The organism is Pilimelia columellifera subsp. columellifera (assembly GCF_039532605.1).
Classification (GTDB): domain Bacteria; phylum Actinomycetota; class Actinomycetes; order Mycobacteriales; family Micromonosporaceae; genus Pilimelia; species Pilimelia columellifera.
This window is the reverse complement of sequence record NZ_BAAARY010000015.1, coordinates 1-22,904: the sequence shown is the minus strand read 5'-3', so window position 1 is coordinate 22,904 and position 22,904 is coordinate 1. Positions and strand designations below refer to the sequence as shown.

At 71.7% G+C, this 22,904-nt stretch carries 21 protein-coding genes; 12 read left to right on the top strand and 9 right to left on the bottom strand.

The window, feature by feature from the left end; all coding sequences use genetic code 11:
• Positions 1 to 87 precede the first annotated feature (87 nt).
• Both ABD287_RS14750 and ABD287_RS14745 read right to left on the bottom strand, forming a co-directional pair.
• Positions 88 to 1,158, bottom strand: a complete 1,071-nt coding sequence (locus ABD287_RS14750) for an S-adenosylmethionine:tRNA ribosyltransferase-isomerase (RefSeq protein WP_344173405.1) — start codon at positions 1,156 to 1,158, stop codon at positions 88 to 90.
• A complete protein-coding gene (locus ABD287_RS14745; RefSeq protein ID WP_344173402.1) occupies positions 1,155 to 1,850 on the bottom strand; it encodes an SDR family NAD(P)-dependent oxidoreductase in 696 nt (231 codons plus the stop codon). Before ABD287_RS14745 ends, ABD287_RS14750 begins: the two co-directional genes overlap by 4 nt.
• 84 nt (positions 1,851 to 1,934) lie before the next feature.
• Here ABD287_RS14745 and soxR point away from each other — a divergent pair, with 84 nt between their 5' ends.
• The 3 genes from soxR to ABD287_RS14730 all read left to right on the top strand — a co-directional run bounded on the left by soxR (position 1,935) and on the right by ABD287_RS14730 (position 5,615).
• Positions 1,935 to 2,411, top strand: a complete 477-nt coding sequence (soxR, locus tag ABD287_RS14740) for a redox-sensitive transcriptional activator SoxR (protein ID WP_344173400.1) — start codon at positions 1,935 to 1,937, stop codon at positions 2,409 to 2,411.
• Between the two features lie 261 nt (positions 2,412 to 2,672).
• Positions 2,673 to 4,655, top strand: a complete 1,983-nt coding sequence (locus ABD287_RS14735) for a sensor histidine kinase (protein ID WP_344173398.1) — start codon at positions 2,673 to 2,675, stop codon at positions 4,653 to 4,655.
• Between the two features lie 204 nt (positions 4,656 to 4,859).
• Positions 4,860 to 5,615, top strand: coding sequence for a S1 family peptidase (locus ABD287_RS14730; protein WP_344173396.1), 756 nt, complete (start codon positions 4,860 to 4,862; stop codon positions 5,613 to 5,615).
• Positions 5,616 to 5,672: 57 nt separating this feature from the next.
• On the opposite strand, the gene ABD287_RS14725 is transcribed toward ABD287_RS14730, so the two are convergent.
• Both ABD287_RS14725 and ABD287_RS14720 read right to left on the bottom strand, forming a co-directional pair.
• Entirely contained in the window at positions 5,673 to 5,954 is a 282-nt protein-coding gene (locus tag ABD287_RS14725) for an SHOCT domain-containing protein (protein ID WP_344173394.1), read from the bottom strand.
• Between the two features lie 29 nt (positions 5,955 to 5,983).
• Entirely contained in the window at positions 5,984 to 6,427 is a 444-nt protein-coding gene (locus tag ABD287_RS14720) for a DUF6325 family protein (protein WP_344173392.1), read from the bottom strand.
• A gap of 210 nt (positions 6,428 to 6,637) precedes the next feature.
• Here ABD287_RS14720 and ABD287_RS14715 point away from each other — a divergent pair, with 210 nt between their 5' ends.
• The 6 genes from ABD287_RS14715 (at position 6,638) to ABD287_RS14690 (ending at position 13,689) form a co-directional block, all read left to right on the top strand.
• Complete coding sequence (locus ABD287_RS14715; RefSeq protein ID WP_344173390.1) at positions 6,638 to 8,149, top strand: MFS transporter; 1,512 nt, start codon at positions 6,638 to 6,640, stop codon at positions 8,147 to 8,149.
• Positions 8,150 to 8,201: 52 nt separating this feature from the next.
• A complete protein-coding gene (locus tag ABD287_RS14710; RefSeq protein WP_344173388.1) occupies positions 8,202 to 9,431 on the top strand; it encodes a DUF2786 domain-containing protein in 1,230 nt (409 codons plus the stop codon).
• A 137-nt stretch (positions 9,432 to 9,568) separates the two neighbouring features.
• Positions 9,569 to 10,411 carry a carbohydrate ABC transporter permease gene (locus ABD287_RS14705; protein ID WP_344173385.1) on the top strand — a complete coding sequence of 281 codons (843 nt, stop codon included), beginning with the start codon at positions 9,569 to 9,571 and terminating at the stop codon, positions 10,409 to 10,411.
• 22 nt (positions 10,412 to 10,433) lie between these two features.
• Entirely contained in the window at positions 10,434 to 11,762 is a 1,329-nt protein-coding gene (locus tag ABD287_RS14700) for an ABC transporter substrate-binding protein (RefSeq protein WP_344173383.1), read from the top strand.
• Positions 11,759 to 12,799, top strand: coding sequence for an ABC transporter ATP-binding protein (locus ABD287_RS14695; protein ID WP_425565632.1), 1,041 nt, complete (start codon positions 11,759 to 11,761; stop codon positions 12,797 to 12,799). The genes ABD287_RS14700 and ABD287_RS14695 overlap by 4 nt, the downstream gene beginning before the upstream one ends.
• A gap of 32 nt (positions 12,800 to 12,831) precedes the next feature.
• Entirely contained in the window at positions 12,832 to 13,689 is an 858-nt protein-coding gene (locus ABD287_RS14690) for a carbohydrate ABC transporter permease (protein WP_344173555.1), read from the top strand.
• A gap of 10 nt (positions 13,690 to 13,699) precedes the next feature.
• On the opposite strand, the gene ABD287_RS14685 is transcribed toward ABD287_RS14690, so the two are convergent.
• Positions 13,700 to 15,913 (bottom strand): WD40/YVTN/BNR-like repeat-containing protein, encoded by a 2,214-nt coding sequence (locus ABD287_RS14685; protein WP_344173381.1) that lies wholly within the window; start codon positions 15,911 to 15,913, stop codon positions 13,700 to 13,702.
• 242 nt (positions 15,914 to 16,155) lie between these two features.
• Between ABD287_RS14685 and ABD287_RS14680 the strand changes: the two genes are divergently transcribed.
• From ABD287_RS14680 to ABD287_RS14670, 3 genes are read left to right on the top strand one after another with little or no spacing between them, the layout of a single operon-like run.
• Positions 16,156 to 16,734 (top strand): copper chaperone PCu(A)C, encoded by a 579-nt coding sequence (locus ABD287_RS14680; RefSeq protein ID WP_344173378.1) that lies wholly within the window; start codon positions 16,156 to 16,158, stop codon positions 16,732 to 16,734.
• 50 nt (positions 16,735 to 16,784) lie between these two features.
• A complete protein-coding gene (locus tag ABD287_RS14675) occupies positions 16,785 to 17,972 on the top strand; it encodes a Dyp-type peroxidase (protein ID WP_425565635.1) in 1,188 nt (395 codons plus the stop codon).
• A gap of 23 nt (positions 17,973 to 17,995) precedes the next feature.
• Positions 17,996 to 18,559 (top strand): copper resistance CopC family protein, encoded by a 564-nt coding sequence (locus ABD287_RS14670; protein WP_344173374.1) that lies wholly within the window; start codon positions 17,996 to 17,998, stop codon positions 18,557 to 18,559.
• Between the two features lie 12 nt (positions 18,560 to 18,571).
• Here the strand turns inward: ABD287_RS14670 and ABD287_RS14665 are convergent, their stop codons facing one another.
• Genes ABD287_RS14665 through ABD287_RS14650 form a run of 4 tightly spaced genes read right to left on the bottom strand, consistent with a single transcriptional unit; the run spans position 18,572 to position 22,708 of the window.
• On the bottom strand, positions 18,572 to 19,072 hold the full coding sequence (locus tag ABD287_RS14665) for a Pycsar system effector family protein (RefSeq protein ID WP_344173373.1): 501 nt from the start codon (positions 19,070 to 19,072) through the stop codon (positions 18,572 to 18,574).
• A complete protein-coding gene (locus ABD287_RS14660; RefSeq protein WP_344173372.1) occupies positions 19,069 to 19,875 on the bottom strand; it encodes a hypothetical protein in 807 nt (268 codons plus the stop codon). Before ABD287_RS14660 ends, ABD287_RS14665 begins: the two co-directional genes overlap by 4 nt.
• Positions 19,875 to 21,914: a hypothetical protein gene (locus ABD287_RS14655; RefSeq protein ID WP_344173370.1), complete on the bottom strand. Its 2,040-nt coding sequence runs from the start codon at positions 21,912 to 21,914 to the stop codon at positions 19,875 to 19,877. Before ABD287_RS14655 ends, ABD287_RS14660 begins: the two co-directional genes overlap by 1 nt.
• The gene (locus ABD287_RS14650) at positions 21,911 to 22,708 is read right to left on the bottom strand and encodes a hypothetical protein (protein WP_344173367.1); all 798 of its coding nucleotides are present in this window, start codon (positions 22,706 to 22,708) and stop codon (positions 21,911 to 21,913) included. Before ABD287_RS14650 ends, ABD287_RS14655 begins: the two co-directional genes overlap by 4 nt.
• Positions 22,709 to 22,904: the final 196 nt, after the last annotated feature.

Below are 22,904 nucleotides of genomic sequence, written 5' to 3'. Positions count from 1 at the left end.
CGGGGCGGGGGATGGGGATAGAAGGCAATCTATTTTATGAATCCACAAATGTCGATGGTTTCGGCGAGTCCCGCCCCGCCCTGGCAGCTACGGCAGCAGGAGGCAGGAATCACCGAACTCGTGCCACAGGTACCGCCGCTCCACCGCCGCGTCGTAGGCCCGCTGCGTCAGATCCGGTCCGGCCACCGCCTCCACCAGCAACAGATGCGACGCGTCCGGGTTGTGCCAGCCGCTGATGAGGCCGTCCACCACCCGCGCCGGATGATCCGGATCGACAATGTGGTCGGTCCAACCCGCGCGCTCCTGCGCCCAGCCGTCCGGACCGACCGCCGACTCCAACGCCCGCGTGACCGTGGTGCCCACCGCCACCACCCGGCCGCCGCCGGCCCGGACCGCGTTGACCAGGCGCGCAGTAGCCGCAGACACCCGGAACCGCTCCGGCTGCGGCGGCTCGCCGGCATCTTGCGACGACACCCCGGTGTGCAGGGTGATCGGCGCTACCGCCACCCCGGAAGACACCAACCTGGTCACCAGATCCACCGTGAACGGCCGACCCGCGCTCGGCATCTCGGCGCTGCCGGGCTCCCGGGCGAAGACCGTCTGGTAGTCGGCAAGCGGCCACCGACGGCTCAGGTAGCCGTACGCGATCGGCCGCCCGTGCGCCGCGAGCGCCGCCGCCAACGGGAGGGCCAGGTCGAGCCGGGCCCGCCACAGCCGGTTGCCGCGGCCGGCGGGCGAGCCGCCGCCGTCCGGGTACGGGTCGAGTAGCTGGATCGCGCCGACCTGCGACCGTAGCGTCACCCGCTCCCGGGCGCTGGCGTCCAACACGGGGCGGGCCGCGTCCGGGGCGGTGCGCAGCTCGACCACCGCGTGCCGCTCGTCCAACGCCGTGGCGACGTGGACCACGACGGCGCCGCCGTCAGCGCGGGCGCCGTCCAACTCGGCGGCGACTGTCGCAGAGTTGTTCACCACCACCAGGTCCCCCGGTCGCAGGTGCTCGGTGAGCTGGCCGAACGTGGTGTGGGCGATGCTATTCGGGCGGGCTACCAGCATCCGGACGCCGTCGCGGGCGACGCCTCGCCGCTCTGGCGGCTCGGCGGCGGTGAGATCGTCGGGGGAGTCGAACCGCGTGGTCGGGGCGTGGGCGAGCGCGCTCATTGGTGTGCCACCTCGGCTAGCAGCGAGCTGGCCCGGTAGCGCCCGCTGGCCGGGCGGGCGTCCACCAGCCGCAGCAGCGCCGGGACGACCGTCTCCGGCGGCGGGCGGTCGCTGATGTCCTCGCCTGGAAAGGCCGCCTGGTGCATGGCGGTGCGCATGTCCCCGGGGTCCACCGCGTACCAGCGCAGCTCGGGGATCTCAGCGGCGAGCGTCCCGGTGAGGTGATCGAGGGCGGACTTGGCGGCGCCGTAGCCGCCCCAGCCGGGGTAGTGCTCCACGGCGGCATCGGAGGACACGTTGACAATCGCCGCGTCCGAGCGCAGCAGCAGCGGCAACACCGCCTGGACGAGTCCGAGCGGGGCGGCGACATTGGTGTCGTAGATCTTTATCAGGTCAGCCGGCGTCAGCGCGGCCAGGCGCGGCAATGGCGTCGGTCCGAGGGCGCTCGCGTTGTTGACGAGAAGGTCGAGGCGACCGGCGGCGCTGGCCGCCCCGGCGATCTGGGCCCGGTGCGCCGGGTCGGCGACATCGCCGGTCACGGCGGTCGCAGCGCCGCCCAGCCCGGCGGCGACAGTGGCGAGCGGTCCGGCCCGCCGGCCGGTCAGGATGAGGTCCCAGCCGCGGGCGGCCAGGGCGGTGGCGAGGGCGCGGCCGAGTCCGGCGGACGCTCCGGTGATGACGGCGACTGGCATGAGAGTTACCCTTCGGTCGGTGTCTGGCGCCAGTCTTCAAGTTGAAGCAAGGTTGAAGTCAATCCCTGCCGTACCGTGGGGCCGGTGGACGCCCATCAGCTGTTGACGATCTCCGAGGTGGTGCGGCGCAGCGGCTTCGCCGCGTCAGCCCTGCGGTACTACGAGTCCGTCGGGCTGGTTCCGGCCACCCGCACCGGCGGCGGCCAACGCCGCTACGAACGCGCAGTGCTGCGCCGCCTGGCCTTCATCCGGGCGGCGCGCAACGTCGGGCTGACTCTCGACGAGATCCGCGCCGAACTCAGCGAACTGCCCCGGGAACGCACCCCGACCAAAGCCGACTGGAGCCGGATCTCGCGCCGCTGGCGTGGCCGGCTCACCGAACAGATCGCGGCATTGACCGCGCTTCGCGACGGCCTCGACAGCTGCATCGGCTGCGGCTGCCTGTCGCTGCGCCAGTGCGGCGTCTCCAATCCGCGGGACGCCGTCGCCGCCGAAGGCGGCGGCGCTGGCGCCCTCCACCTTCCGGCCCTGGTCCGCCGACAGCCCCCGTTGGGACGCTGACCACAGCGGACGACGCCCGGACTGTTGGGGCGGCCGACCTGGGCCGCCACGACGATTCCGGCGGCCACGAGGCGTCCGGAACGTCAGGTCGCCGGTCGTGGCCACCGAGCGTCCGATCTATTGTCGACAGCTCCGGGGCGGATCAGCCTTCCGGAGCGCTCCGAGCGCCCTTCGGCATCACCCGGCAAAGACGTAGTCTGGAGAGCTGACGTGGTGTGAGCGCGGCGGCCAGCGGCCGCCGCCCGGCGAGGTGGGTAAGCGGTGGCTGCTGCCGAGGTATTCCGATGGGGCACAGCGGCGGTCAACACCGGGATGCTGCTGTACGCGCTGGCGTCATTCGCCCGTCATCGGGACGTCCTGCGGGGACTGCTGGTGCTGCTGTACTCCACCTGCGTGGTCATCTCGGCGGTGGAGGCGTATGTCCGTCTCGTGGCCGGGCCGGAATGGGTCGGCGTCAACATCGCCGCGACGGTCTACCTGTTCCACCCGGTCGTCTCGTTGGTGTTGGCCAGCAAACTGCACCACGTGCCGCGGCGGTGGATCATCGCGTCGGTGGCGGCCGCCACGGCGTTGGCGATCCCGAACACGGTGCTGGAGCGGGCCGAGGCCCCCGGCATCGGGGCGATCTACGTCGTGCTGTTCGTCGCCGTGCAGGCGGCCGCGGCGCGTACCTTCGCCAAGGAGGCGCGGTCGCGTCGCGGCATTTCGGCGATGCGGCTGCGCAGCGCCGCGCTGGCGGCCTGGTGCCTGGTGTTGGCGGTCTTCGTCGCGATGGCGGGGGTCATCGCCGGGCTGACCGTGTCGCGAAGCAATGACACGGTCACCGTCCAGCCGGCCGGTGACGTCGTGGTGCTCATCTCGCATGCGGCGCTGGCGGCCTCCGCGGTCGGCTACCTGTTGGCGTTCGTTCCGCCGCAGTGGCTGCGTCAGGTGTGGGCGGCCCGTGCGCTGCGCGCCGTCACCCGGCGGTTGATCGACGCGCCGGCCACCGAGACATCGGACCAGGTGTGGCGGCGTTACGCCAACGCGGTCCGCGAGGTGATCAGCGCGGATGCCGTCGATGTCGTCCTTATCGGACATACTGGGGAGCTGTTGTTCCCGGGCCGCGATCCTCGGCGCGGGAGTCCGCCGGAGGGTCTGCGTCAGGATGATCTGAACCAGCTGGTCGCGGCCAGACAGCCGGTCGAGCTGCGGTGGGCCCTGGGCGAGCGGCCATTTCGGCAGGCGCGACGGGGCTCCGACGTGGGGGTGGCCCGTCACTACGCCCCGTCGTACCCGACCGCCCAGCTCACGGCGGTGCCGATCGTCGCCCCTCGGGTGCGCGGCGGCGCGCTCGTCGTGATCGACCAGCGGCGCAGCCTGTTCGCCGCCGACGACCTACGGCTCCTGGCTGATCTGGCCGGTCAGGCGGCGGTGCTGGCGGAGCGGGGCGCCATGCTTCAGCAACAGCAACGGATGGCCGACGACCTGTCGTCGACGGTGACCGCGCTGACGCGGGCGAACAGCGCCAAGAACGACTTCCTGGCCGCGATGAGCCACGAGCTGCGCACCCCGTTGCACGCCGTCATCGGCTTCAGCGACCTGCTCCGCGATGACCTGGCCCAGGACGGCCGGCGCCTGGAGTGGCTCGACCATATCCACCGTGGCGGACTGCACCTGCTCGCCCTCATCAACGGCCTGCTGGACCTCGCCAAGATCGAATCTGGTGAGCTGGATCTGCGGCGGGTCCCGGTCCGCCTGGACACCGCGATCGAGGATCTCGTGGCGTCGCTGCGACCGCTGATCGCGCGTCGGGAGCTCCAGATCGCCCTGCAGCTCCCGACGGTGACGGCTCAGGTGGACGCGATGCGGTTTCGCCAGATCGTCGAGAACCTGCTGTCGAACGCCATCAAGTTCAGCGACGCCGGCGGCGTGATCACCGTCCGGCTCACCACTGACGAGGCGGACGCCACGGTCAGCGTCGCCGACACCGGGGTCGGTATCGCGGCGGAGGATCAGCACCAGATCTTCGAGGCGTACCAGCAGGTCCGCACAGCTGACAAGCGCGGCGGCACCGGCCTGGGCCTCACGCTGTCCCGACAGCTCGCGCGGGCGCACGGGGGCGACCTCACCGTCCAGTCCGCGCTCGGGCTGGGCACCACCTTCACGCTCGCGCTGCCCGGGGCCGTGGGCGGAGGCGCCGCGCCGCCGCAGGCAGGCGCCTCGGCCCAGCCACCGCTGGCGGGCGCGTCCTCGGCCCCCTGAGCCGCCCGTCGGCACTCCACTCCAGCCGCGAATGATCGACAACAACAGCAACGTTCTGGTGTCCGAACGTCTCTCAACTTCTGGCTGGGTGGTCGCGGGTCCTGGCTGGGCGTCCGAAAAAGCTGGCCAGACATATACCCTCATCCATCTCGATGGCCTACGGTGAGGTCGGTCGAAGCCCCATTCCCATTGCTAGGAGTCAATGTGAAAACGCGTTTGCGTATCACTGTCGCCGCCGTGGTGGCCCTCGCCGCGGTGGGCGTGGCGTCGGTGGCCCACGCCGCCCCGAGCGACCCCGACGCCCGCATCATCGGCGGCAAGGTGTCGACAGAGAAGTACCCCTACACCGGCCAACTCGGCGGCTGCGGCGCGAGTCTCATCGCTCCGAAATGGCTGGTCACCGCCGCGCACTGCACGTCCATCGCCCGGCAGGTGCGGTTGGACAGCAACAGCGCCAACTCCGGTGGCGAGGTGATCAGCATCGCCCGTAGGATCAACCACCCCCGGGGCAAGGACATCGCCCTGCTGGAACTCTCCCGGCCCGCCGTCACCGCCCCGATCGCCATCGCGCCCTCGCACCCGGTTGTCGGCACGAAGACCCGGATCATGGGCTGGGGCTCGACGACCCCCGACGGCAGCAGCCAGTCGAGCCGCCTCAAGGAGCTTGACACCAGCGTCCTCGACGCGCGTCAGTGCGCGAACCTGCCCGGCGGCGTCCCCGCTGCCGACCCGAACGTGGAACTGTGCACCGAGAGCCCCAACAGCCAGGGCGCCTGCCACGGGGACTCCGGCGGACCCCAGATCGCCCAGATCGACGGCGTCTGGCACCTCGTCGGCGCGACCAGCCGTGGCGCCCCGCGGGCCTGCGCCGTGCGCTCCTCCCCGTCGATCTACATGAGCGTCCCTGCGTTCCTCGACTGGATTCGGACCACCACCGGGATCAGCACGCTGGGTCAGTAACCCACGGCGCGGCGGGCCGGATGCCACGTAGGCGTCCGGCCCGCACCCGACCGGTGGTCAGCTGGCCAGGACGCGCGCCTTCTGCTGCTGGAACTCGTCCTCGGTCAGCAGGCCCTGAGCCTTCAGCTCGCCGAGCTCCTTGATCTGGGCCAGCCGGCTGTCGGCGCCCGACTGCGGCGGCGCGGCCTGCTGGGCCTGCTGGTAGGCGTCGGCCTCGTAGGCCTGCTGGTCCTGGGCGGCCCAACGGCCAGCCTGCCGCCGTGACACCCGGTTGGACACCGCCGTGGCGGTCCCCGCGATCACTGCTGTCCGCGCCACACCACGTAGTAGGCCAGGCATTCTCGTCCCCTCTCGGATCTATGGATGCGTCAGACCGACGCGGGTTCGGTGGCGTCGAGGGCGGCCATGAGGTCGTCGGCCGTGACGCGACCGCTGGCGACCAGCTGGGCGCCGCCCTCGCGGAGCGCGGCGGCGAACGGCGCGGCCCAGAGGTTCTCGTAGATGAGGATGCCGGCGGAGTTTCCGGGTTCGAGCACCTTCGCGGCCTCGTCGACATCAGTCTGGTCCAGCAGCCCGGACGACGCTCCCTCGAAGACGGCCAGGTCGAGGGCGCCGTCCCGGTCGAGGTCGGCGATCGTCAACCCGACGACCGAACCGTCCATCTCCTTCCTGACGAACGTCAGGTCAATGATGCGAATGATGCCGCGCTCGACCAGATCCATGAGGATCGGAAAGCCCCGGCCCGTCATGTTGCTGCCGGGAAACTCGACGACCAGGTAGTCGATCGGACCCAGCTGGCTCTTCTTCTCCATGTCAACCTCTCACCGGTTCGCGTGCTACGCGTTCGACGCCGACGCCTCGGAGCGTCCGCTCGGTACTGCGGTGCGGTCAGCGCCGATATGCGCTGACGCCAGAATACTGGCGACCGGTGTTCCGCTGGCCCAAAATCGTTTTTCCTCAGTCCGCATAGTCCACTCCCGCCGGGGAAGTACCAACGCGACTACGGCAGATGCGGGGTTGCGGTGCGACAGAGATCCAGCGGTGACGTCCACGGTGACGCCGACATCGGGGCGGTCGCCGCCCGGAAGGTGGTGCTGCCCCTGGCGTTGGCCCAGTTCATCGCCAGCTACGCCGGAACCAATATGAACGTCGCCATCAGCACGATCGCCGAGAGCCTCGACACGACGGTCGTCGGCATGCAGACCACCATCACGTTGTTCACGCTCACGATGGCGTCATTGATGATTCCGGGCAGCAAACTGTCTGATATCTGGGGACGCAAGGTCTGCTTTATCGCCGGTCTGACAATTTACGGGACCGGGGCGTTCCTGGCCCTGCTCGCGCAGGGACTCGGGCTGATGGTCGTCGGATACTCCCTGCTCGAAGGTGTCGGATCGGCGCTCATGATCCCGCCGATCTACATCCTCATCACGGTGTTGTTCAGCGATATCCGCAGCCGGGCCAAGTATTTCGGCGTGGTGAGCGGCGCGGCCGGCCTCGGCGCCGCCGCCGGCCCGCTCATCGGCGGTCTGCTCACCAGCGCCATCAGCTGGCGGGCGTCGTTCCTGGCGCAGGTGCTCGTCGTGGGCTGGATCATCTTCCTCGCACGCAAGATCGTCGACCCGCCACGACAGACGCCCGCCCCGCAGTTCGACCTTCTCGGCGCGGCGCTGTCGGCGGGTGGTCTGTTCTTCGTCGTGCTCGGCTTCCTCCAGTCCAGCAAGTACGGGTGGTTCAGCTCGTCAACCGATCTGGTGGTGGGGGACACCGTCGTGCTGCCGGCCGGCGGGGTCTCGCCGGTGTGGATCTCGGTGGCGGTCGGCGCGCTGTTCCTGACCGGGTTCTTCTGGCACAGCCGGTCGCGGGAGCGCCGGCGGCGGGACCCGCTGGTGCCGACGCGGCTGTTCCGCAACCGGGTCTCCAACCTCGGACTCACCACCCAGCTGATCCAGTGGCTCATCCTCCAGGGCTCCTTCTTCGTCATCTCGGTGTTCCTGCAACAGGTGCGCCAGTTCAACGCGATCGAGACCGGCCTCATGCTCACTCCAGCCACCATCGGCATCCTGGCGGCGGCGGCTGCGGCCGAGCGGCTGGCTGGGCGGCGGTCGCAGCGGTGGCTGATCCGTTCCGGTTTCGTGGTCACGAGCCTCGGGATGGCGCTGGTGCTCGCCCTGGCCCGGGAGGATTCCAGCGTGTTCAGCTTCGTGCCCGGCCTGCTCCTCATGGGCATCGGCATCGGTGTGATGCTGACGTCGTCGGTGAACGTGGTCCAGTCCGCCTTCCCCGACACCGACCAGGGCGACATCTCGGGCGTCTCGCGCAGCTTCTCCAACCTGGGCTCGTCGCTGGGCACCGCCCTGGCCGGCTCCGTCCTCGTCGCCGCCAGCGTCCCGGGCGGCAAACCGTTCGCGCTGGCCCTCGGCACCCTTCTGGTGATCTCCCTCATCGGCCTCGGCGCGGCCATGTTGCTGCCGCCCGACCGGAAGACCACGCCACGGGCCGGGGAGGCGCCGGCGCCGTCCGGGTCAGGGTGACCGGACGACGCCGCGCGGTGCGCCACCGGGGCCGCGTGGCACGCTTGCCGGCGTGACCCGTCCGCCCCGTGTTCCGCCGCCCGACCCGGACCTCCTGCTACAGGCGGCCGCGCTCGGGCCCGACGGCTCGCTGCGCCGCGACCTGGCCTGCGGTCAGCTGGCGGCCCTGCCGCCCCGGCCCGTGGACCAGGCGATTCTGGCGGGCCTCCGACGGCACGTCAGCCAGGCGTGGCGTCGGGGCTGGTTGCCTGCCGACCTGCTGCGGTTGGTCCGACGCGACTTCGGGGACCTACGCCACGGCATGACCATGGACGCCGTCGTCGCCGAGCTGGATCAGCACGGGCCGGCCGGGGTGGCGTCGTCCTGGCGGGCGCAGCTGGGCGAGGCGACCCGGTGGTGGGCCGACGACGCGACCTGGGCCAGCGAGTGGGCGACCGGCCGCCGGGTGGACCGGATGGCGATGGTGGCCGTGGCCGCGGACGTGCTGGCGCTGCTGTCGGATCTGCCGCGGTTGCCGCTGCTGGGGCCGCCGCCCGGCCAGCCTGGGCACGTCACCACCGCAGGCGAGGACGGACTGGACGAGCGGACCCTGGGCCGGGTTCGGGCGTTGCTCGCCAAGGCCGAGTCCACGACCTTCGCCGAGGAAGCCGAGGCGTACACCCGCAAGGCCCAGGAGCTGATCGCCCGACACCGCGTCGACCGCGCGCTGGTGGCCGCCGCCTCGCCACTGCGCGCCGCGCCGACGGCGACCCGGGTCGGGGTCGACGCCCCCTACGAGGCGGAGAATTCGCTGCTGCTGGCCGGAGTCGCCACCGCGAACCGCTGCCGGTCGGTGTGGTCGACGAACCTCGGCTTCGCCACAGTGTTCGGATTCGCCGATGACGTGCGCCTGGTGGAGCTGCTGTACACGTCGCTGCTGGTGCAGGCGGGCGTGGCGATGGCCGCCGTCGGCGCCGGTCGCGACCGCGCCGGTCGATCGATGCGGCGTTCGTTCCGGCAGTCCTTCCTCGCCGCCTACGCGGTGCGGATAGGCCAGCGTCTGGACGACGCCTCCCGGCTGGAGAACGAACGGGCGGCGGCGGGTCAGCCGGCGTTGCTGCCCGTGCTGGCCGCCCGGGACGAGGCGGTGACGACCCGCGCCGAGCGGATGTTCCCGAAGCTGTCGGCGACGCGCCTGCGGATCAAGGACGGCGCCGGCGCGACTGCCGGCCGCGACGCCGCCGACCAGGCATTACTGCGCCAGGCCGCCATGCCGGCGCTGGGGTCGGCGATGTCGGGCTGAGCGGATCGGCCATGTCGCGGGCGCGCGCCCGCGGTCCGGACGTTGTGTCATCGATCGACGTGTGTCAGTCTTCCCGGACCGGCCCGACCACGGCGCCCGATCGGCGGCGCGTGAGCCGGGACGATGGTTGGGGACCGATGGCCAACACCAACTCCGGGCGCCGGATCACGCCCCCGGCGAGCGGCGCGGACGACACGCGCTCCCTCGCCGTGCTCGGCGTCGTCGCCGTGTTCCTGCCGCCCCTGGCGCTGCTCGTCGCGGCCTCCCTGCGGCCGCCGGGCTCGCCGCCGCCCGCGACGCCGCAGTGGCTGCCCGACCCGGCGTCGCTGGCCGCCTACCCGCAGGCGGTGGCGGTCGCCGGGCTGGCCCAGGCGGCGCTCAACTCCGCCATCGTCTGCCTCATCGCCACACCGCTGAGCCTGCTGGTCGCCTCGTGGGCGGGCTTCGCGCTGAGCCAGGCGCCCCGCCGGGCACGACGCGCCGTCGTCGCGGCCTCGCTGCTGGCGCTGACGGCGCCGGCCAGCGCCCTGCTCGTGCCCCGGTTCGCCCTCTACCGGGGGCTGCACCTGACTGACACGCTCGTCCCGCTCATCGCCCCCGCGCTCATCGCCACCTCACCGCTGTACCCGCTGGTGTACCTGCTGGCGTTCCGCGCCATTCCCGCCGACCTGTACGAGGAGTGCCGGTTGGCCGGACTGTCGCCATGGCGGACCTGGTGGCGGCTGGGAGTTCCGCTGACCGTTCCGGTCTCGGCCGGGTTGGGCGCGTTCGTCTTCGTCACCACCTGGTCGAACGTCGTCGACCCGCTGATCTACCTGTACGACCGGGAGCGCTTCACCGTGCCGTTGGCGCTGCGCTCGCTGACGACGCTGGACACCACCGACACCCCCGTGCTGCTCGCCGGCGCCGTCCTGGCCACCGCTCCCGCGTTGCTGGTGTTCGGCGTCGCCCAGTGGCTGATGCGCCGGCGTCACAGCTGACCGACGAAGGAGAACACACGACATGGGACTGCGTCGACGCATCATCGCCGCCGTGGCGGCGGCGACCCTGGTGGCCACGACGGCCGGCTGCTCGGGGGAGGACGCCGCGGACGGTCGGGTGTCGCTGCTGGTCTTCGGCAGCCCCGACGAGCTGGCGGCGTACCGGACCCTCGCGTCGGCGTACCAGAAGACCGCCGGCGGCGCGACGGTGTCGCTCATCGAGGCCACCGACCGGGAGGACCTCATCACCCGGCTCAGCACCTCCCTGGCCGGCGGCGAGCCGCCGGACCTGTTCCTCATGAACTACCGGTTCTACGGCCAGTTCGCCGCCCGCGACGCCCTCACGCCCCTCGACGAGCGACTCGCCGCGTCGACAACCCTGCGGGCGGCGGATCTGTACCCGCAGGCGACGGCGGCGTTCCAGTGGCGGGGCCGGCAGCTGTGCCTGCCGCAGAACGTCTCTAGCCTCGTCGTCTACTACAACCGGGACCTGTTCCGCCGTTACGCCGTGCCCGAGCCCGCCGCCGACTGGACCTGGAACGACTTCGTCGCCACCGCGATCGGTCTCACCCGTGACGTGCATGGCCGGACCGTCAAGGGCGCCGAGCCGGAGACCGCGCCGGCGCCGGTGGCCGTCCACGGGCTGGGCATGGACCCGGAGCTGATCCGGTTGGCGCCGCTGGTGTGGTCGTTCGGCGGCGCTCTCGTCGACGACCCGCGGCGGCCCACCCGGTTGACGCTCGACACGCCGCAGGCGCGGGCGGCGCTCGCCGAGTTCGTGGCGCTGCGCGGCACGCACGGGGTGACGCCGCTGGACGAGGAGGCGGAGAGTCATGATCTGGAGAGCCGCTTCGTCAACGGCAAGCTGGGCATGCTGATGTCGTCCCGGCGCTCCACGACGACGCTGCGACGCAGCGCCGGCTTCGACTGGGACGTGGCGCCGTTCCCGGTCGCCGGCACGCCCGCCGGCATCCTGCATTCCGACGCCTACTGCATGCCCCGGGGCGCGGCGAACCCGGACGGGGCGTGGCGCTTCGTCGAGTACGCGCTCGGGCCAGCCGGCGCCAGGGTGATGGCCGCGACCGGCCGCACGGTGCCGTCGCTGCGGTCGGTGGCCGAGTCCCCGGCGTTCCTGGACCCCGGCGCCCGGCCCCGGCGGGCGAAGGTGTTCCTCGACGCGATCCCCACGATCCGCCGGACCCCCGCCATCTCCACCTGGCCGCAGATCGAGGACATCACCGCCGACCTGTTGGAGAACGCTTTCTACCGCGGCGACGACCTCACCACGGTGGTGGCCGAGCTGGACCGGCAGACCCGTCCGCTGTTCGCCCGCGGCGAGGCGTCGTCGTGACCGACCTGGCGACCGCCGACGGCGTGCGGCTCAGCGGCCTCAAGGTCGCCCACGGCGACGTGGTGGCGCTGCGCGGCGTTGACCTGACCGTGCGGCGCGGGGAGCTGCTGGTCGTGGTCGGCCCGTCGGGGGCGGGAAAGTCGACGCTGCTGCGCGCCGTCGCCGGCCTGGAGAACCCGTGCGCCGGAACCGTCCACTTCGGTGACCGGGAGGTCACCCGGGTCCGGCCGGGCGAGCGCCAGGTGGCGATGGTGTTCCAGTCCTACGCCCTCTTTCCGCATCTGGATGTCGCCGCGAACATCGCCTTCGGGCTGCGGGCCCGCGGGGTACGGAGCGCCGAGGCGCGGCGCCTGGCCGCCGCGGCGGCGACCGTGGTGGGCTGCGGTCACCTGCTGGCCAGGCGCCCGGCGCAGCTGTCCGGCGGGGAGCGGCAGCGGGTGGCCCTGGCCCGCGCGTTGGTGCGCGAGCCAAAGGTCCTGCTGCTGGACGAGCCGATGTCGCAGTTGGACCCGCAGCTGCGGGTGAGTATGCGCGCCGAGCTGCGCGCCCTGCACGACCGGGTGGGCGGCACGACGATCCACGTCACCCACGACCAGGCCGAGGCGATGGCGCTGGCGGATCGGCTGGCGGTCCTCAACGACGGCGTCGTCGTGCAGGTCGGCACGCCGACGCAGGTCTGGGGGGCTCCGGCGACGGACTTCGTGGCCAGGTTCGTCGGGGCGCTGCCGATGAACCTGTTCCCGGCGGACGCCCCGTGGCGTCCGGCCGGGGTCCGGCCGCCGACCGGCGGCCAGTGGGGGGTGCGTGCCGAGGCCGTCGGGCTGGCGCCGGCGGGCGCGGACGACGACGGGCAGGCCGAGGTGGTCCGGGTGGAGCCGATGGGCGCCGACCTGCACGTCCACCTGCGGGTGGGCGGGAACCCGCTGGTCGCCCGGGCGCCGGCCGGCACGGTCGACGGGCTGACCGGGCGGGTGACGCTGCGGGTGGACCCGGCCGCCGTGCACCTGTTCGACGCCGATGGCCGGCGGCTGCCGTGAGCCGGACCCGGGACGGACGGCAGCTGTCCATGATGCTGGCGCCGTACCTGGTCGGTCTGGTGGCGCTGGTTTTCGTGCCGGCCCTGGTCACGGTGGCGATGTCCGGCACGGAGTGGGACCTCATCACCGCCCCGCGCTGGGTGGGCGCGGAGAACTTCATCGAGCTGGCGCGCAGCGACGCGTTCCGCGCCGCCCTGTCGAACTCGTTGACCTTCGCGGTGGTCGCCGTCCCGCTCCGGTTGGCGTTGGCCTGCGGTCTGGCGTTGCTGTTGCAGCGGCGCACCCGTGGGGTGGGCGCCGCCCGGACCGCCGCGCTGTTGCCCACGGCGGTGCCGGAGGTGGCGTACGGCCTCATGTGGCTGTGGCTGCTCAACCCGCTGTACGGGCCGTTGAACCAGCTGCTCACCGTCGGCGGCGAGAACGGCCGCACCGCCTGGGGCACGCTGCCGCCGCAGTGGCTGACCGATCCGCAGCACGCCCGGGCCGGCATCGTCCTCATGAGCGTGTTCACGATGGGTGAGATGCTGGTGATCCTGCTGGCCGCGCGGCGGGCCCTGCCGGCCGACTGCTACGCGTTGGCCGCGCTGGAGGGCGCCCGGCCGTGGCAGGTGCTGCGCCGGGTGACCCTGCCGTTGATCGCGCCGGTGCTGGCGCTGCTGACGCTGCGTGACACGATCGGCAGCCTTCAGGTCTCGTTCGTGCCGGCGCTCATTGTCACCGACGGCGGGCCGCCGCAGTACGCCACGACGTACCTGTCGTACTTCGTGTACCGCAACGCGTTCGAGTACCTGCGGTACGGATACGCGGCGGCGGCCACCGTCCTCATGCTGCTGCTGACGGTGGCCGCCGTGGTGGCGCAGTGGCGGTTGCTGCGCCGGATGCGGTGGTGAGCGGCGACGCTCAGCCGGCGAGCCGGTAGATACCCAGCCCGAAGGTGGCGGCGGTGACGAGCGTGCGACCGCCGGAGGTGGTGGTCTCCAGGTCGAACACCGGGACGTTCGGCAGGCCGGCGCCGGCAGGCGTCCACTCGCCGCCGGCGCTGGCGGCGGTGAAGACGCCGACGTCGGTGGCCACGTACAGCCGCTTCCGGTCAGCCGGGTCCACCACGACGTCGTTGACCGGCGCGTTCGGTAGCCCGGTGGAGATGTTCCGCCAGGACCGGCCCCCGTTGGTGGTCTCGAAGACGTGCGACGCGTGGTCGTCGACGGTGAAACCGGAGAGCGTCACGTACGCCCGTTCGGCGTCGGTGGGATCGACGGCTACCCGCGTGATCCACCGCTGAGGCAGTCCGGCGGTGATCTCGGTCCAGCCCTGGCCGGTGTTCCGGGTGATCCACATGCGCCCGTCGTCGGTGCCAACGTAGATCACCTTGGTGTCGCTGGCGGCGATGCCGATCGTGCTGATCGTGTTGTAGCTGCTGCTGCCGGAGGGACCCCGGCTCAGGTCGGGGCTGATCGCGCTGAACGCCGCGGCGGAGTTGGTGGAGCGGTTCAGCCGTTCCCCGCCGTAGTAGACGACCGACGGGTTCTTCGGGTCGAGAACGACCGGTGTCAGCCATGCCCGCCGGGATGAGGTGGTCTGGCCGAACGGCTGCATCGAGTTGCCGCCGTTGGTGGAGTAGCTGCACGCGCCGTTCTGCGAGCAGGCATACAGTTTGTCGCGGTTGGTCGGGTCGATGACGTTGGCCAGGCCGTCGCCGCCGAGGTGCGAGCCCCAGCCCGCCCAGGACCGGACCGACCCGTTGTCCTGGAGGCCGCCGGCGATCCGGGACGGGTCCTGCGCGGACACGGCGACGGTGTAGAACTGCATGTTCGCCAGGTTCCGGGCCCTGGTCCACTGTCCGCTGACACTGCCGCCGGTGGTGGACCGGTAGAAGCCGCCGTCGTTGCCGATGAACACCCGCCCGGCCACGCGCGGATCGAACGCCAACCCGTGCTGGTCGGCGTGGATGCCGCCGCTGCTGCGCCAGGTCTGTCCGGCGTCGGTGGACTCCTGCATCGGAACGCCCGCGGAGAAGACCCGGGTCGGCTTGGCGGGGTCGACCCAGAGCCGTCCGAACCACCAGGCGAAACCGCCGGTGGACAGGCCGCTGCCCATCGCCTTCCAGGTGGCGCCCTTGTCGGTCGAGGTCCAGGCGCCGAGCAGTTCGCCGGCGTCATCGGACCAGATGGTGTAAACGCGTTGCGGGTCGCTCGGCGCGACGGCGACGCCGATGCGGCCGCCCCGGGGTCCGGCCGCTGGCAGTCCGCCGGCGAGGCGGGTGAACGTCGCGCCGCCGTCGGTGGAGCGGTACAGGCCGCTGCCGGGCCCGCCGTACGGTCGGGTCCCCGGCGTGCGGCGGTGCTCCCACGCCGCGGCGAAGATCGTGTTGGGGTCCGCGGCGCTGATCGCGACGTCGATGACGCCGGTGGCGGGGTTGTCGCCGGCCAGCGCCAGCTTCCAGGTGTCGCCGCGGTTCGTGGAGGCGTAGAGGCCGCGGGATCCGCCGGCGCCGAAGAGCCGGCCGCTGGCGGCCACGAAGACCCGATTCGGGTTGGTGGGGTCCACGACGATCCGGCCGATCCGTTCGGTGTCGGTCAACCCGATCGACTGCCAGGTCGCGCCGGCGTCGGTGGAACGGTAGACGCCCGCGCCGCCGAACGAGGTGCTCCCGCCGCCAGGGTTGGACTCGCCCGTGCCGGCGTACAACACGCCGTCGGAGCCGATGGCCAGCGCGCCGACGGGCTGCGGCAGCTCCGGCGACCAGGCGTAGGCCATGCTCTGCCCGCCGTCGGTGCTCTTCCAGACGCCGCCGGAGGCGGACGCGGCGTAGACGGTGTCGGGCCGGATCGGGTCCACGACGACGTCGGTCAGCCGTCCGCCCAGGTTGCTCGGGCCGAGCGCGGACCAGCTCGCGGCATCGGCGCGCAGCCCTCGGCGCAGGGTCGCGGCCTGCGCCTGCGCCTTGAGCCCCCGCTGCCCGATGTCGACCGTGCCGCCGCTGGCGCGGGCGCGGTCGAACCATTCGTCCGCGCCCGCCGGGCCCTGTTCGCCTGGCGGCTCGGCGACGACGGGACTGGCGCCGCCGGTGTCGCGTGCGGCGACGGCCGCCGTGACAGCGAGGGCCGCTGCCACGAGGCCGATTCCGGCTCTCCGGGCAAAAGTATTCATCTTAGCCGCCAAGGTAGCTCGATAGACAAGTTCCGATATTCTCGCGCGTCCTGGCGGCTGAGGGAAGCGCCGAATATTCCACGGTGGCCGAGGCTGTGATCGGCCGGGTGCGGCCACCGCGGACAAGGCGCCCGTAAATGGTGGGAACTTTCACCCGGGCCAGGACGACTACCAGGTAGTCATCCACTGCAATGGGAGGATCCTCGATGCGTCACACCTCTGCGCGCGGCTGGGCCGTCCGGTCTGCCGCCCTGCTCGCCGCCACAGTTTTGGCCGCGCCGCTGGCCGGTTGCGGGTCGGAGGATTCGTCGTCCACGGCGGCGCCGAGCTCAGCGGCCGCCGAGCCGGTGCGGATCGAAGACCCGTGGGTCAAAGCCGCCGACAAGGGGATGACCGCGGCGTTCGGGACGCTGGTCAACGACTCCGAGACCGATGTGACCGTCACCAGCGCCGCGACCGCCATCTCTCCGGTCGAGCTGCACCAGATGGCCATGAAGGACGGCAAGATGGTCATGCAGGTCAAGCCGGGTGGCCTCCTGGTCAAGGCCAGGAGCTCTCACAAGCTGGAGCCGGGCGGAGACCATCTCATGTTGATGGCGCTCAAGGGTCCGGTAGCCGCCGGCGAGCAGTTGTCCTTCACCCTCACCCTCGCCGACGGCAAGACCGTGGCCTTCAGCGCCGTGGCCAAGCCCTTCACCGGCGCAGGCGAGGACTACGTGCCCGGCCATGGCGAGAGCCCGGCGCCCAGCGCGAGCGCCAAGCCGTCAGCCACCGCTAAGCCATGACCGAGGGGTCCAGCGACGGCGCGACGAGCGGCGGGTCCTACCGCGCCGCGGTGAGCCGGCGCTCGCTGCTCACCGGCGGCGCGGTCGCGGCCGGCGGTGTCCTGGTCGGCGGGGCCGCGACCGCCGCCGACAGCTCCGGCGCTGGCCTGTCCTCGCCAGGGGCGACGCTGATCGCGTCGTCGGTTGAGCCGTTCCATGGCCCTCGCCAGGCAGGCGTTGGCACCGAAGCGCAGGCCCACGCGGCGTTCGTAGCGTTGACGCTGCGCCCTGGCGTCGGGCGGGTCGAGCTGGGTCGGATGCTGCGGCTGCTCAGCGACGACGCCGCCCGACTCACCCAGGGACGACCGGCGCTGGCCGACACCGAACCGGAGCTCGGTCAGCTCCCGGCCCGGCTCACCGTCACCTTCGGCTTCGGCCCCGGCCTGTACCGGGCGGCGGGTCTGGAAGCCCGCCGCCCGACCTCCGTCGCGGACCTGCCCTCATTTCCGATCGACCGGCTCCAACCCCGGTGGTCCGGCGGCGACCTCCTGCTCCAGGTCTGTGCCGACGACCCGATCACCGTCGCGCACACCCAACGGGTCATGATCAAAGACAGCCGTCCGTTCGCGACCGTGCGCTGGGTGCAGCAGGGCTTCCGCAGGGCCGCCGGCGCCGAGCCCGGCCGCACCCAGCGGAACCTGTTCGGCCAGCTCGACGGCACCGCCAATCCCGTCGGCGCGCCCCTGGACACGGCGGTGTGGACGCCCGACGGGCCGGACTGGCTCCGCGACAGCACCACCCTGGTGCTGCGGCGCATCAGCATGAACCTGGAAACCTGGGATCTGCTCGGCCGCCCCGAACGGGAGCTGGCCGTGGGCCGGCGCCTCGACACCGGCGCCCCGCTCACCGGCGCCGCCGAACACGACGCTCCGGACTTCAAGGCCACCGGCCCCGAAGGCCTGACCGTCATCCCGGACTTCTCCCACATCACCCGAGCCCACGTCACCGACGACCGGCTCAGGATTCTGCGGCGTCCGTACAACTACGACGGGACGCCCACCGCCCAGGGCAACGCTGACAGTGGACTGATCTTCGCCTCCTACCAGGCCGATATCGCCCGGCAGTTCGTGCCAATCCAGCAGCGCCTGGCCCAGAAGGACCTACTCAACGAGTGGACCACCCCGATCGGCTCGGCGGTCTTCGCCATCCCACCCGGCTGCCCGCCCGGGGGCTGGATCGGCCAGCAACTACTCGGTTGACAACCGGAACCAGGAGAGCGCCGATGCCAGCACCCACCCGACGCCGGACAGCCAAGGTTCTCGCCGCGTCCGCGGCTGCCGCGCTGCTGGTGGCGCTCGCGCCAGCCGCGCCCGCAGCGGCGCACAACCAGCTCCTGTCGGCCGTACCCGCGAAGAACGCCACCGTCACCAAGGCCCCGAAGGCGATCGACCTGGTGTTTCTGGAGGAGCCCGACGCCGGGTTCACCACGGTCCTGCTCACCGACGCCGCGCAACAACAGACGCCCCTGGGCCCGCCGACGGTCCGCGGGACCAAGGCCACTGTCGCCGTCACTGGCCAGCTGGCCAACGGCGTCTACCAGGTGGCATACCGGGTGGTCTCCATCGACGGCCATCCGGTGCAGGGCTCCTTCCGCTTCACCGTCGCCGACCCGGCCGCCCCGCCGCCGGTGGCCGTGACACCGTCCCCGGCGGCGCCGACCGCCGACGCCGGGTTGGCGGCGTCGGCCAGCGGCTGGCCGACGTGGTCGCTGGTCGGCGGAGGGGCGGCCGTCACGGCGCTCATCGTCGGCACTCTGTTCCTGACCCGCCGCCGATCCGGTCGGTAGTCCCGATCGCCGTCAGATGAAAACGACCGCCGCCAGCCACAACGCCACCGCCGCGTACAGGAGACGTAACGCCAACGCCACCCGGCGGAATTTGTCGTCGGCGATGATGTTGGCACGCCACAGCTGTTCGGCCAGCGCATCGCTGAGCGTCGCCGGGTCGCTGCTGGCACGCAGCCAGTCCGATAGGAACAGCTCCTTGTCACAGCGGTATTGCCGGGCAAGCCGTCCGCTCTGGTGCACCGCGCCCATCGCCTCCTCGGCCGGTCGTGGGGCCAGGGTGGCAAGTGCTAGCAGCGCGCTGCCGACGACCACAACCAGGACGCTGCCGACGAGCAGGCCGGTGCGGCTGCCGACGCGCCCCGGAACGCCGGTGTGGACAATGAGTCCGGTGAACACCCCGGCGATGGTGAGTACCGCGCCGGCCTTGACGTCGGCGAACCGGATCGCCTCCTGAACCTGTTGCAGGGCCCGCCAGGTGGCGTCGAGGCGGTGGGCGGTCGCGTCGGCGGTCATGCCTCGGCCTCCAGTCGGGTGGCGCCGTTCGGGTCGGAGCGAGGCCGCGGCGGCTGGGTCGGTGGCAGCTCGTCGACCAGCTCGTCCTGGCCGTAGGCGCGGAAAATGGCCGGTAGCTGCCGGATCAGGTGCGTCCGCTCCAGCGGCTGAAGGCCGCCGAGGAATCGCTCGATCGTCGTGGCCAGGGTGCTGCCTTCTGGTTCTCGGGACGGTGCGGTAGCGCCGCCGGTGAGGGCTTGGGCAATCGCCTCGAAACGGCCGCCAGCCAGCGTTTCCAGGTCGTTCGGGTGTTCGGTGTGCCAGTACATTCGGGCGAGGTCCGGCTTGCTGAAAATCTCGTCGCGCAGGTACACGCGTTCGGCGTGCCTGGCACGGCGTTCCGCCTCCAGACGAACCAGCTCACCGGCCCGCCGCTGATGTTCCGCGGTGCGGGCGAGCGCCTCCGCGTTGGTCAGCACTGTGGCCCGAAGGCTCACGACGACCGCGTCGAGACCGGGAATCTGGCGCGGCGCCCGGCCGGCCGTATCGACCATCCCGGCGAGGCTGGCCGCCTCGGTGACCGGCAGCAGTCGGGAGCGCGCGGCAAGTTCCTGCCGCAGGCGTTCGCGGACCGTCTGGCGGTCCGCCCGGCCTTCGACGGTCGTGGTCAGCACCACATCGAAGGCGACGTCTGGCACGACGCTGGGCAGTTGCGCCACATAGTCGTCGTGCCAGACCGGCGATGGCGCCGGCGGAACCGCCGGCTCTACCAGCGGGCCGAACAAGGTGTCGGCCAGCAGCCGTAAGAGCGCACGGACTCCCATCAGCTGATTCCTCCCGTGTTCAGCGGATCGGCGCGGTGCAGCGCGCGGTGGACGACGTCGCGGGTAGCTGCCACCGCCGGCGTCCGGTCGTCGGGGCGCCAGTGGAAGGCGAGCGCGCACATGCGCGCGGCGCGGCGGGCGCCAGCGCCGGGCTGGCTGACCACTTCGGCCAGCAACTCCGCGACGACGGCGGTATCTTCCTGACTGACGTGGCCGGCCTCCAACAGCGCCCAGATCAGCGCGGCGCCACCTTCCGGGGTGACGATTCCAGCGAATGGCGTGGCCAGCGACTCCACCAGCTCCTGCCGCCACGGGCCGGGACCGGAAATCATGTGGAGCAGATCGGCGCCGGCGAGGTCGGCCAGCGCCAGCCGCCCGGTACGGGCGCGTGGCGCCTGGCTGGCGCACCACGTTGTCAGCCGGCTCAGCACGGTGGGGCGCAGCGCCGGTTGGCGCCACATGCTCGCCACCGCGGACCGTACCTCGGCGCTGAATTGGTCGTCGGCGCGGTCAGCGATGTGACCCAGCCGGGTCAGCGACACCCGTGGGTAGAGCGTCGCGAAGTCGTCCCGGCAGACCGCGGCGACCACGGTGCGCCGTGCCACGTCGCCGTCCTGGGACCACTCGTACAGGCGTTGGCGCACATGTCTGCCGACCTCCTCGCTTGCCGCCAACGCGGTGACCGCGTCGACCAGATAGGGCCGCAGGCTGGGGATCTTCGCCCAGTGGTGAAGGTGGGTGACCAGGGAGTGGTCGCGGTGACGCATCGACATCCGCACCGTGAGATCGGCAAGCCGGCTGGCGAAGGCGCGTTGCAGGTCTCCGCTGGGGTTGCCGGCGTAGCGCGCCGCCCACCCCCACAGCTGCGGCCAGACCGCCGCCGACCGGTCTTTTCTGACGAACGCCACAATGCTCTCGGCGTACTCGGCGCGGGGGAACCGCAGCCCGCTCGCAGCTTCCTCCGCTTCGACCTGCTTGGTCAGTTCCCGTAGACCCGCACAGCCCAGCCCCTCGCGGTGCTCGATCGGGATCTCGCCCAGCTCGCGGCCAAGATGATGCGCGGCGTCGAGGATCACCGGTGCGGGCAGCCCTTCCAGCATCGCCGCGGCGACGGCGAAATGCCGCTCCCGCACGTCGGGATGCTGGCGGAACCAGTCGGCGAGCACGGCGGTCCAGTCGTGGTAGGCGGCCCCGATCTCCTCGGCCCAGTCAGCCGCCGTGGCATGTGGCTCTGCCGCCACCACCTCAGCGGCGATTCCCGCCAGCCTCACCGCGTCGCTCGTGGTCGCCTGCGCCACCAGTCCGGCGATCTCCGGCGTGTGCAGCAGCGCCGCGGCCTCGGCCGGACAACGCTGCCGCAGCACGGCGGCTGGGGCCGGCGGACGCACCCGCAGCACCCCAGGGTGGTGGTGGCCGCCGAGCGCCACCCAGCCGTCCGGCGTCGCTGTCACGACGAGCCGGGACCCGTCCCGCCGTAGTCGGTTGGCGAATCCCTCGACCAGCGTCGCCAGCTCAGCGTTGCCCGGCGCCTCCTCAAGCCGCAGCAGGTAACCAGCCTCCGCCTCAGCGACGATCTTGTCCGGATTGAAGTCGTCAGCTACATCGGGAATCGCGTGCAGCGGCCGTTGTGGGAGCAGCCCGTCCAGGAAGGCCACCGCGGCGGTGCGGAGGCCGGTGCCCGGCTTGCCGAGGAGCACCACATAGGACGAGTCCTTGACCTGCGTGATCGCCGTCGCCAGGTCCATCACATGATCAGGCTGGTCGACCTGGGTGATCTCCCGCTCCACGTATCCGGCGACCATCCGCTGGACCGTGGCCGGCGCGAGCATCTGCGCGGCGATGAAACGGTCCAACACGGTCCTGATGACCACCTGCCCGACGCCGCTGATGTGAGCGTTCTCCGCCATGTCGATGGAGAGGCTCCCTTCGAGGGTCTCCACCATCACCCCATGGTTGTCCCGCACCTGACTGACCGGCGCCGGTTCCGGCGTCGGGGTCTCGTGACGGTCAGACTCGGCCGGGTGTTCGTCGTAGGTCATGCCGGGCCGCCGGCGCCGATGCGGCCGATGTGCATGGTTCCGCTCATCCGGTCGATGACCTGACCGTGGTTGGTCTGCACCGACGCTCTGGCGCGGGCCGGCGTGGCAGCGGGCGCGCCATCGGGCCTCACGGCGTCGCCCGCTAGGGCTGGAGCATCGCCGCCGCCGCCAGAGGGCGCCGGCACATACACCCACGCCGGCTGCTGGAACGACTTGCCCGCCACGGTGGCCGTGACCGCGCGGAAGTGGTCGATGTGCAGGCCCGCGTAGCCCGCGTCCACAACGTCGTGGAAGACCCGGTCGGAGATGACCAGCGCGACCAGCGTCACCCGCGCGCTGTTGCGGGCGAGCGCGTCCTTGACCGCGTCGCAGTCCAACAGGCGGTGGGTGTCGTTGCGGGCGTCCCCGTTACCGCTCACCCCGTAGGCGCCGACCTCGGTAGGCAGGGGGCCAACGTGGACAGCCACCCGGAGGCGCAGCGCGTCGCCGGTCTCCCTACGCAGCCGGTCCAGCCGCTGTTGCAGCAGGTCCGGGAACGGATGGATGAGGTAGGGCAGGCAGCGGGTGGGCAAACCGGCGGCGAACCCGTCGCCGGTGTGGCCAAAGAATCCCCGCGACGCCCATTCGTCGGCCATCCCGGCGGCCGAGACCACCTCGCCGACGAGCGTCGGGATGAGCTGTGCCACGTGGTCGTGGCTGCTGCCCGGCCGGCTGGTGAACCCGGCGGCGTCTACCGCCAGAATCGCCTGGTACGGCGGCAGGGGACGAGACTGTTCGTAGGGGGTGAACTGCACGATCGCTCCTCAGGTCCAGGTGACTGACGAGTCGATCGTGCAGAGCGAGGGCGGGTCTGCGCTGCCCAGAACTGGGCAGCGGGACAGTGGGACATCCGCTAAGACCGTGTGTCAGTTGGGGTTGTTGCTGGTCAACAGGTCGAGGCGGACGGCGCGGCGGTAGCAGATGACAGCGCATGCAGCAGCAACGAATGCG

Excerpts from the sequence above, each read along its gene's own strand:
- ABD287_RS14745 (WP_344173402.1), bottom strand. The coding sequence starts at position 1,850 with ATGCCAGTCGCCGTCATCACCGGAGCGTCCGCCGGACTCGGCCGCGCC.
- ABD287_RS14670 (WP_344173374.1), top strand. The coding sequence starts at position 17,996 with ATGCCAGCACCCACCCGACGCCGGACAGCCAAGGTTCTCGCCGCGTCC.
- ABD287_RS14750 (WP_344173405.1), bottom strand. The coding sequence starts at position 1,158 with ATGAGCGCGCTCGCCCACGCCCCGACCACGCGGTTCGACTCCCCCGAC.
- ABD287_RS14725 (WP_344173394.1), bottom strand. The coding sequence starts at position 5,954 with ATGCCTGGCCTACTACGTGGTGTGGCGCGGACAGCAGTGATCGCGGGG.
- ABD287_RS14720 (WP_344173392.1), bottom strand. The coding sequence starts at position 6,427 with ATGGAGAAGAAGAGCCAGCTGGGTCCGATCGACTACCTGGTCGTCGAG.
- ABD287_RS14690 (WP_344173555.1), top strand. The coding sequence starts at position 12,832 with ATGCTGGCGCCGTACCTGGTCGGTCTGGTGGCGCTGGTTTTCGTGCCG.
- ABD287_RS14700 (WP_344173383.1), top strand. The coding sequence starts at position 10,434 with ATGGGACTGCGTCGACGCATCATCGCCGCCGTGGCGGCGGCGACCCTG.
- ABD287_RS14655 (WP_344173370.1), bottom strand. The coding sequence starts at position 21,914 with ATGACCTACGACGAACACCCGGCCGAGTCTGACCGTCACGAGACCCCG.
- ABD287_RS14705 (WP_344173385.1), top strand. The coding sequence starts at position 9,569 with ATGGCCAACACCAACTCCGGGCGCCGGATCACGCCCCCGGCGAGCGGC.
- ABD287_RS14680 (WP_344173378.1), top strand. The coding sequence starts at position 16,156 with ATGCGTCACACCTCTGCGCGCGGCTGGGCCGTCCGGTCTGCCGCCCTG.
- ABD287_RS14665 (WP_344173373.1), bottom strand. The coding sequence starts at position 19,072 with ATGACCGCCGACGCGACCGCCCACCGCCTCGACGCCACCTGGCGGGCC.
- ABD287_RS14660 (WP_344173372.1), bottom strand. The coding sequence starts at position 19,875 with ATGGGAGTCCGTGCGCTCTTACGGCTGCTGGCCGACACCTTGTTCGGC.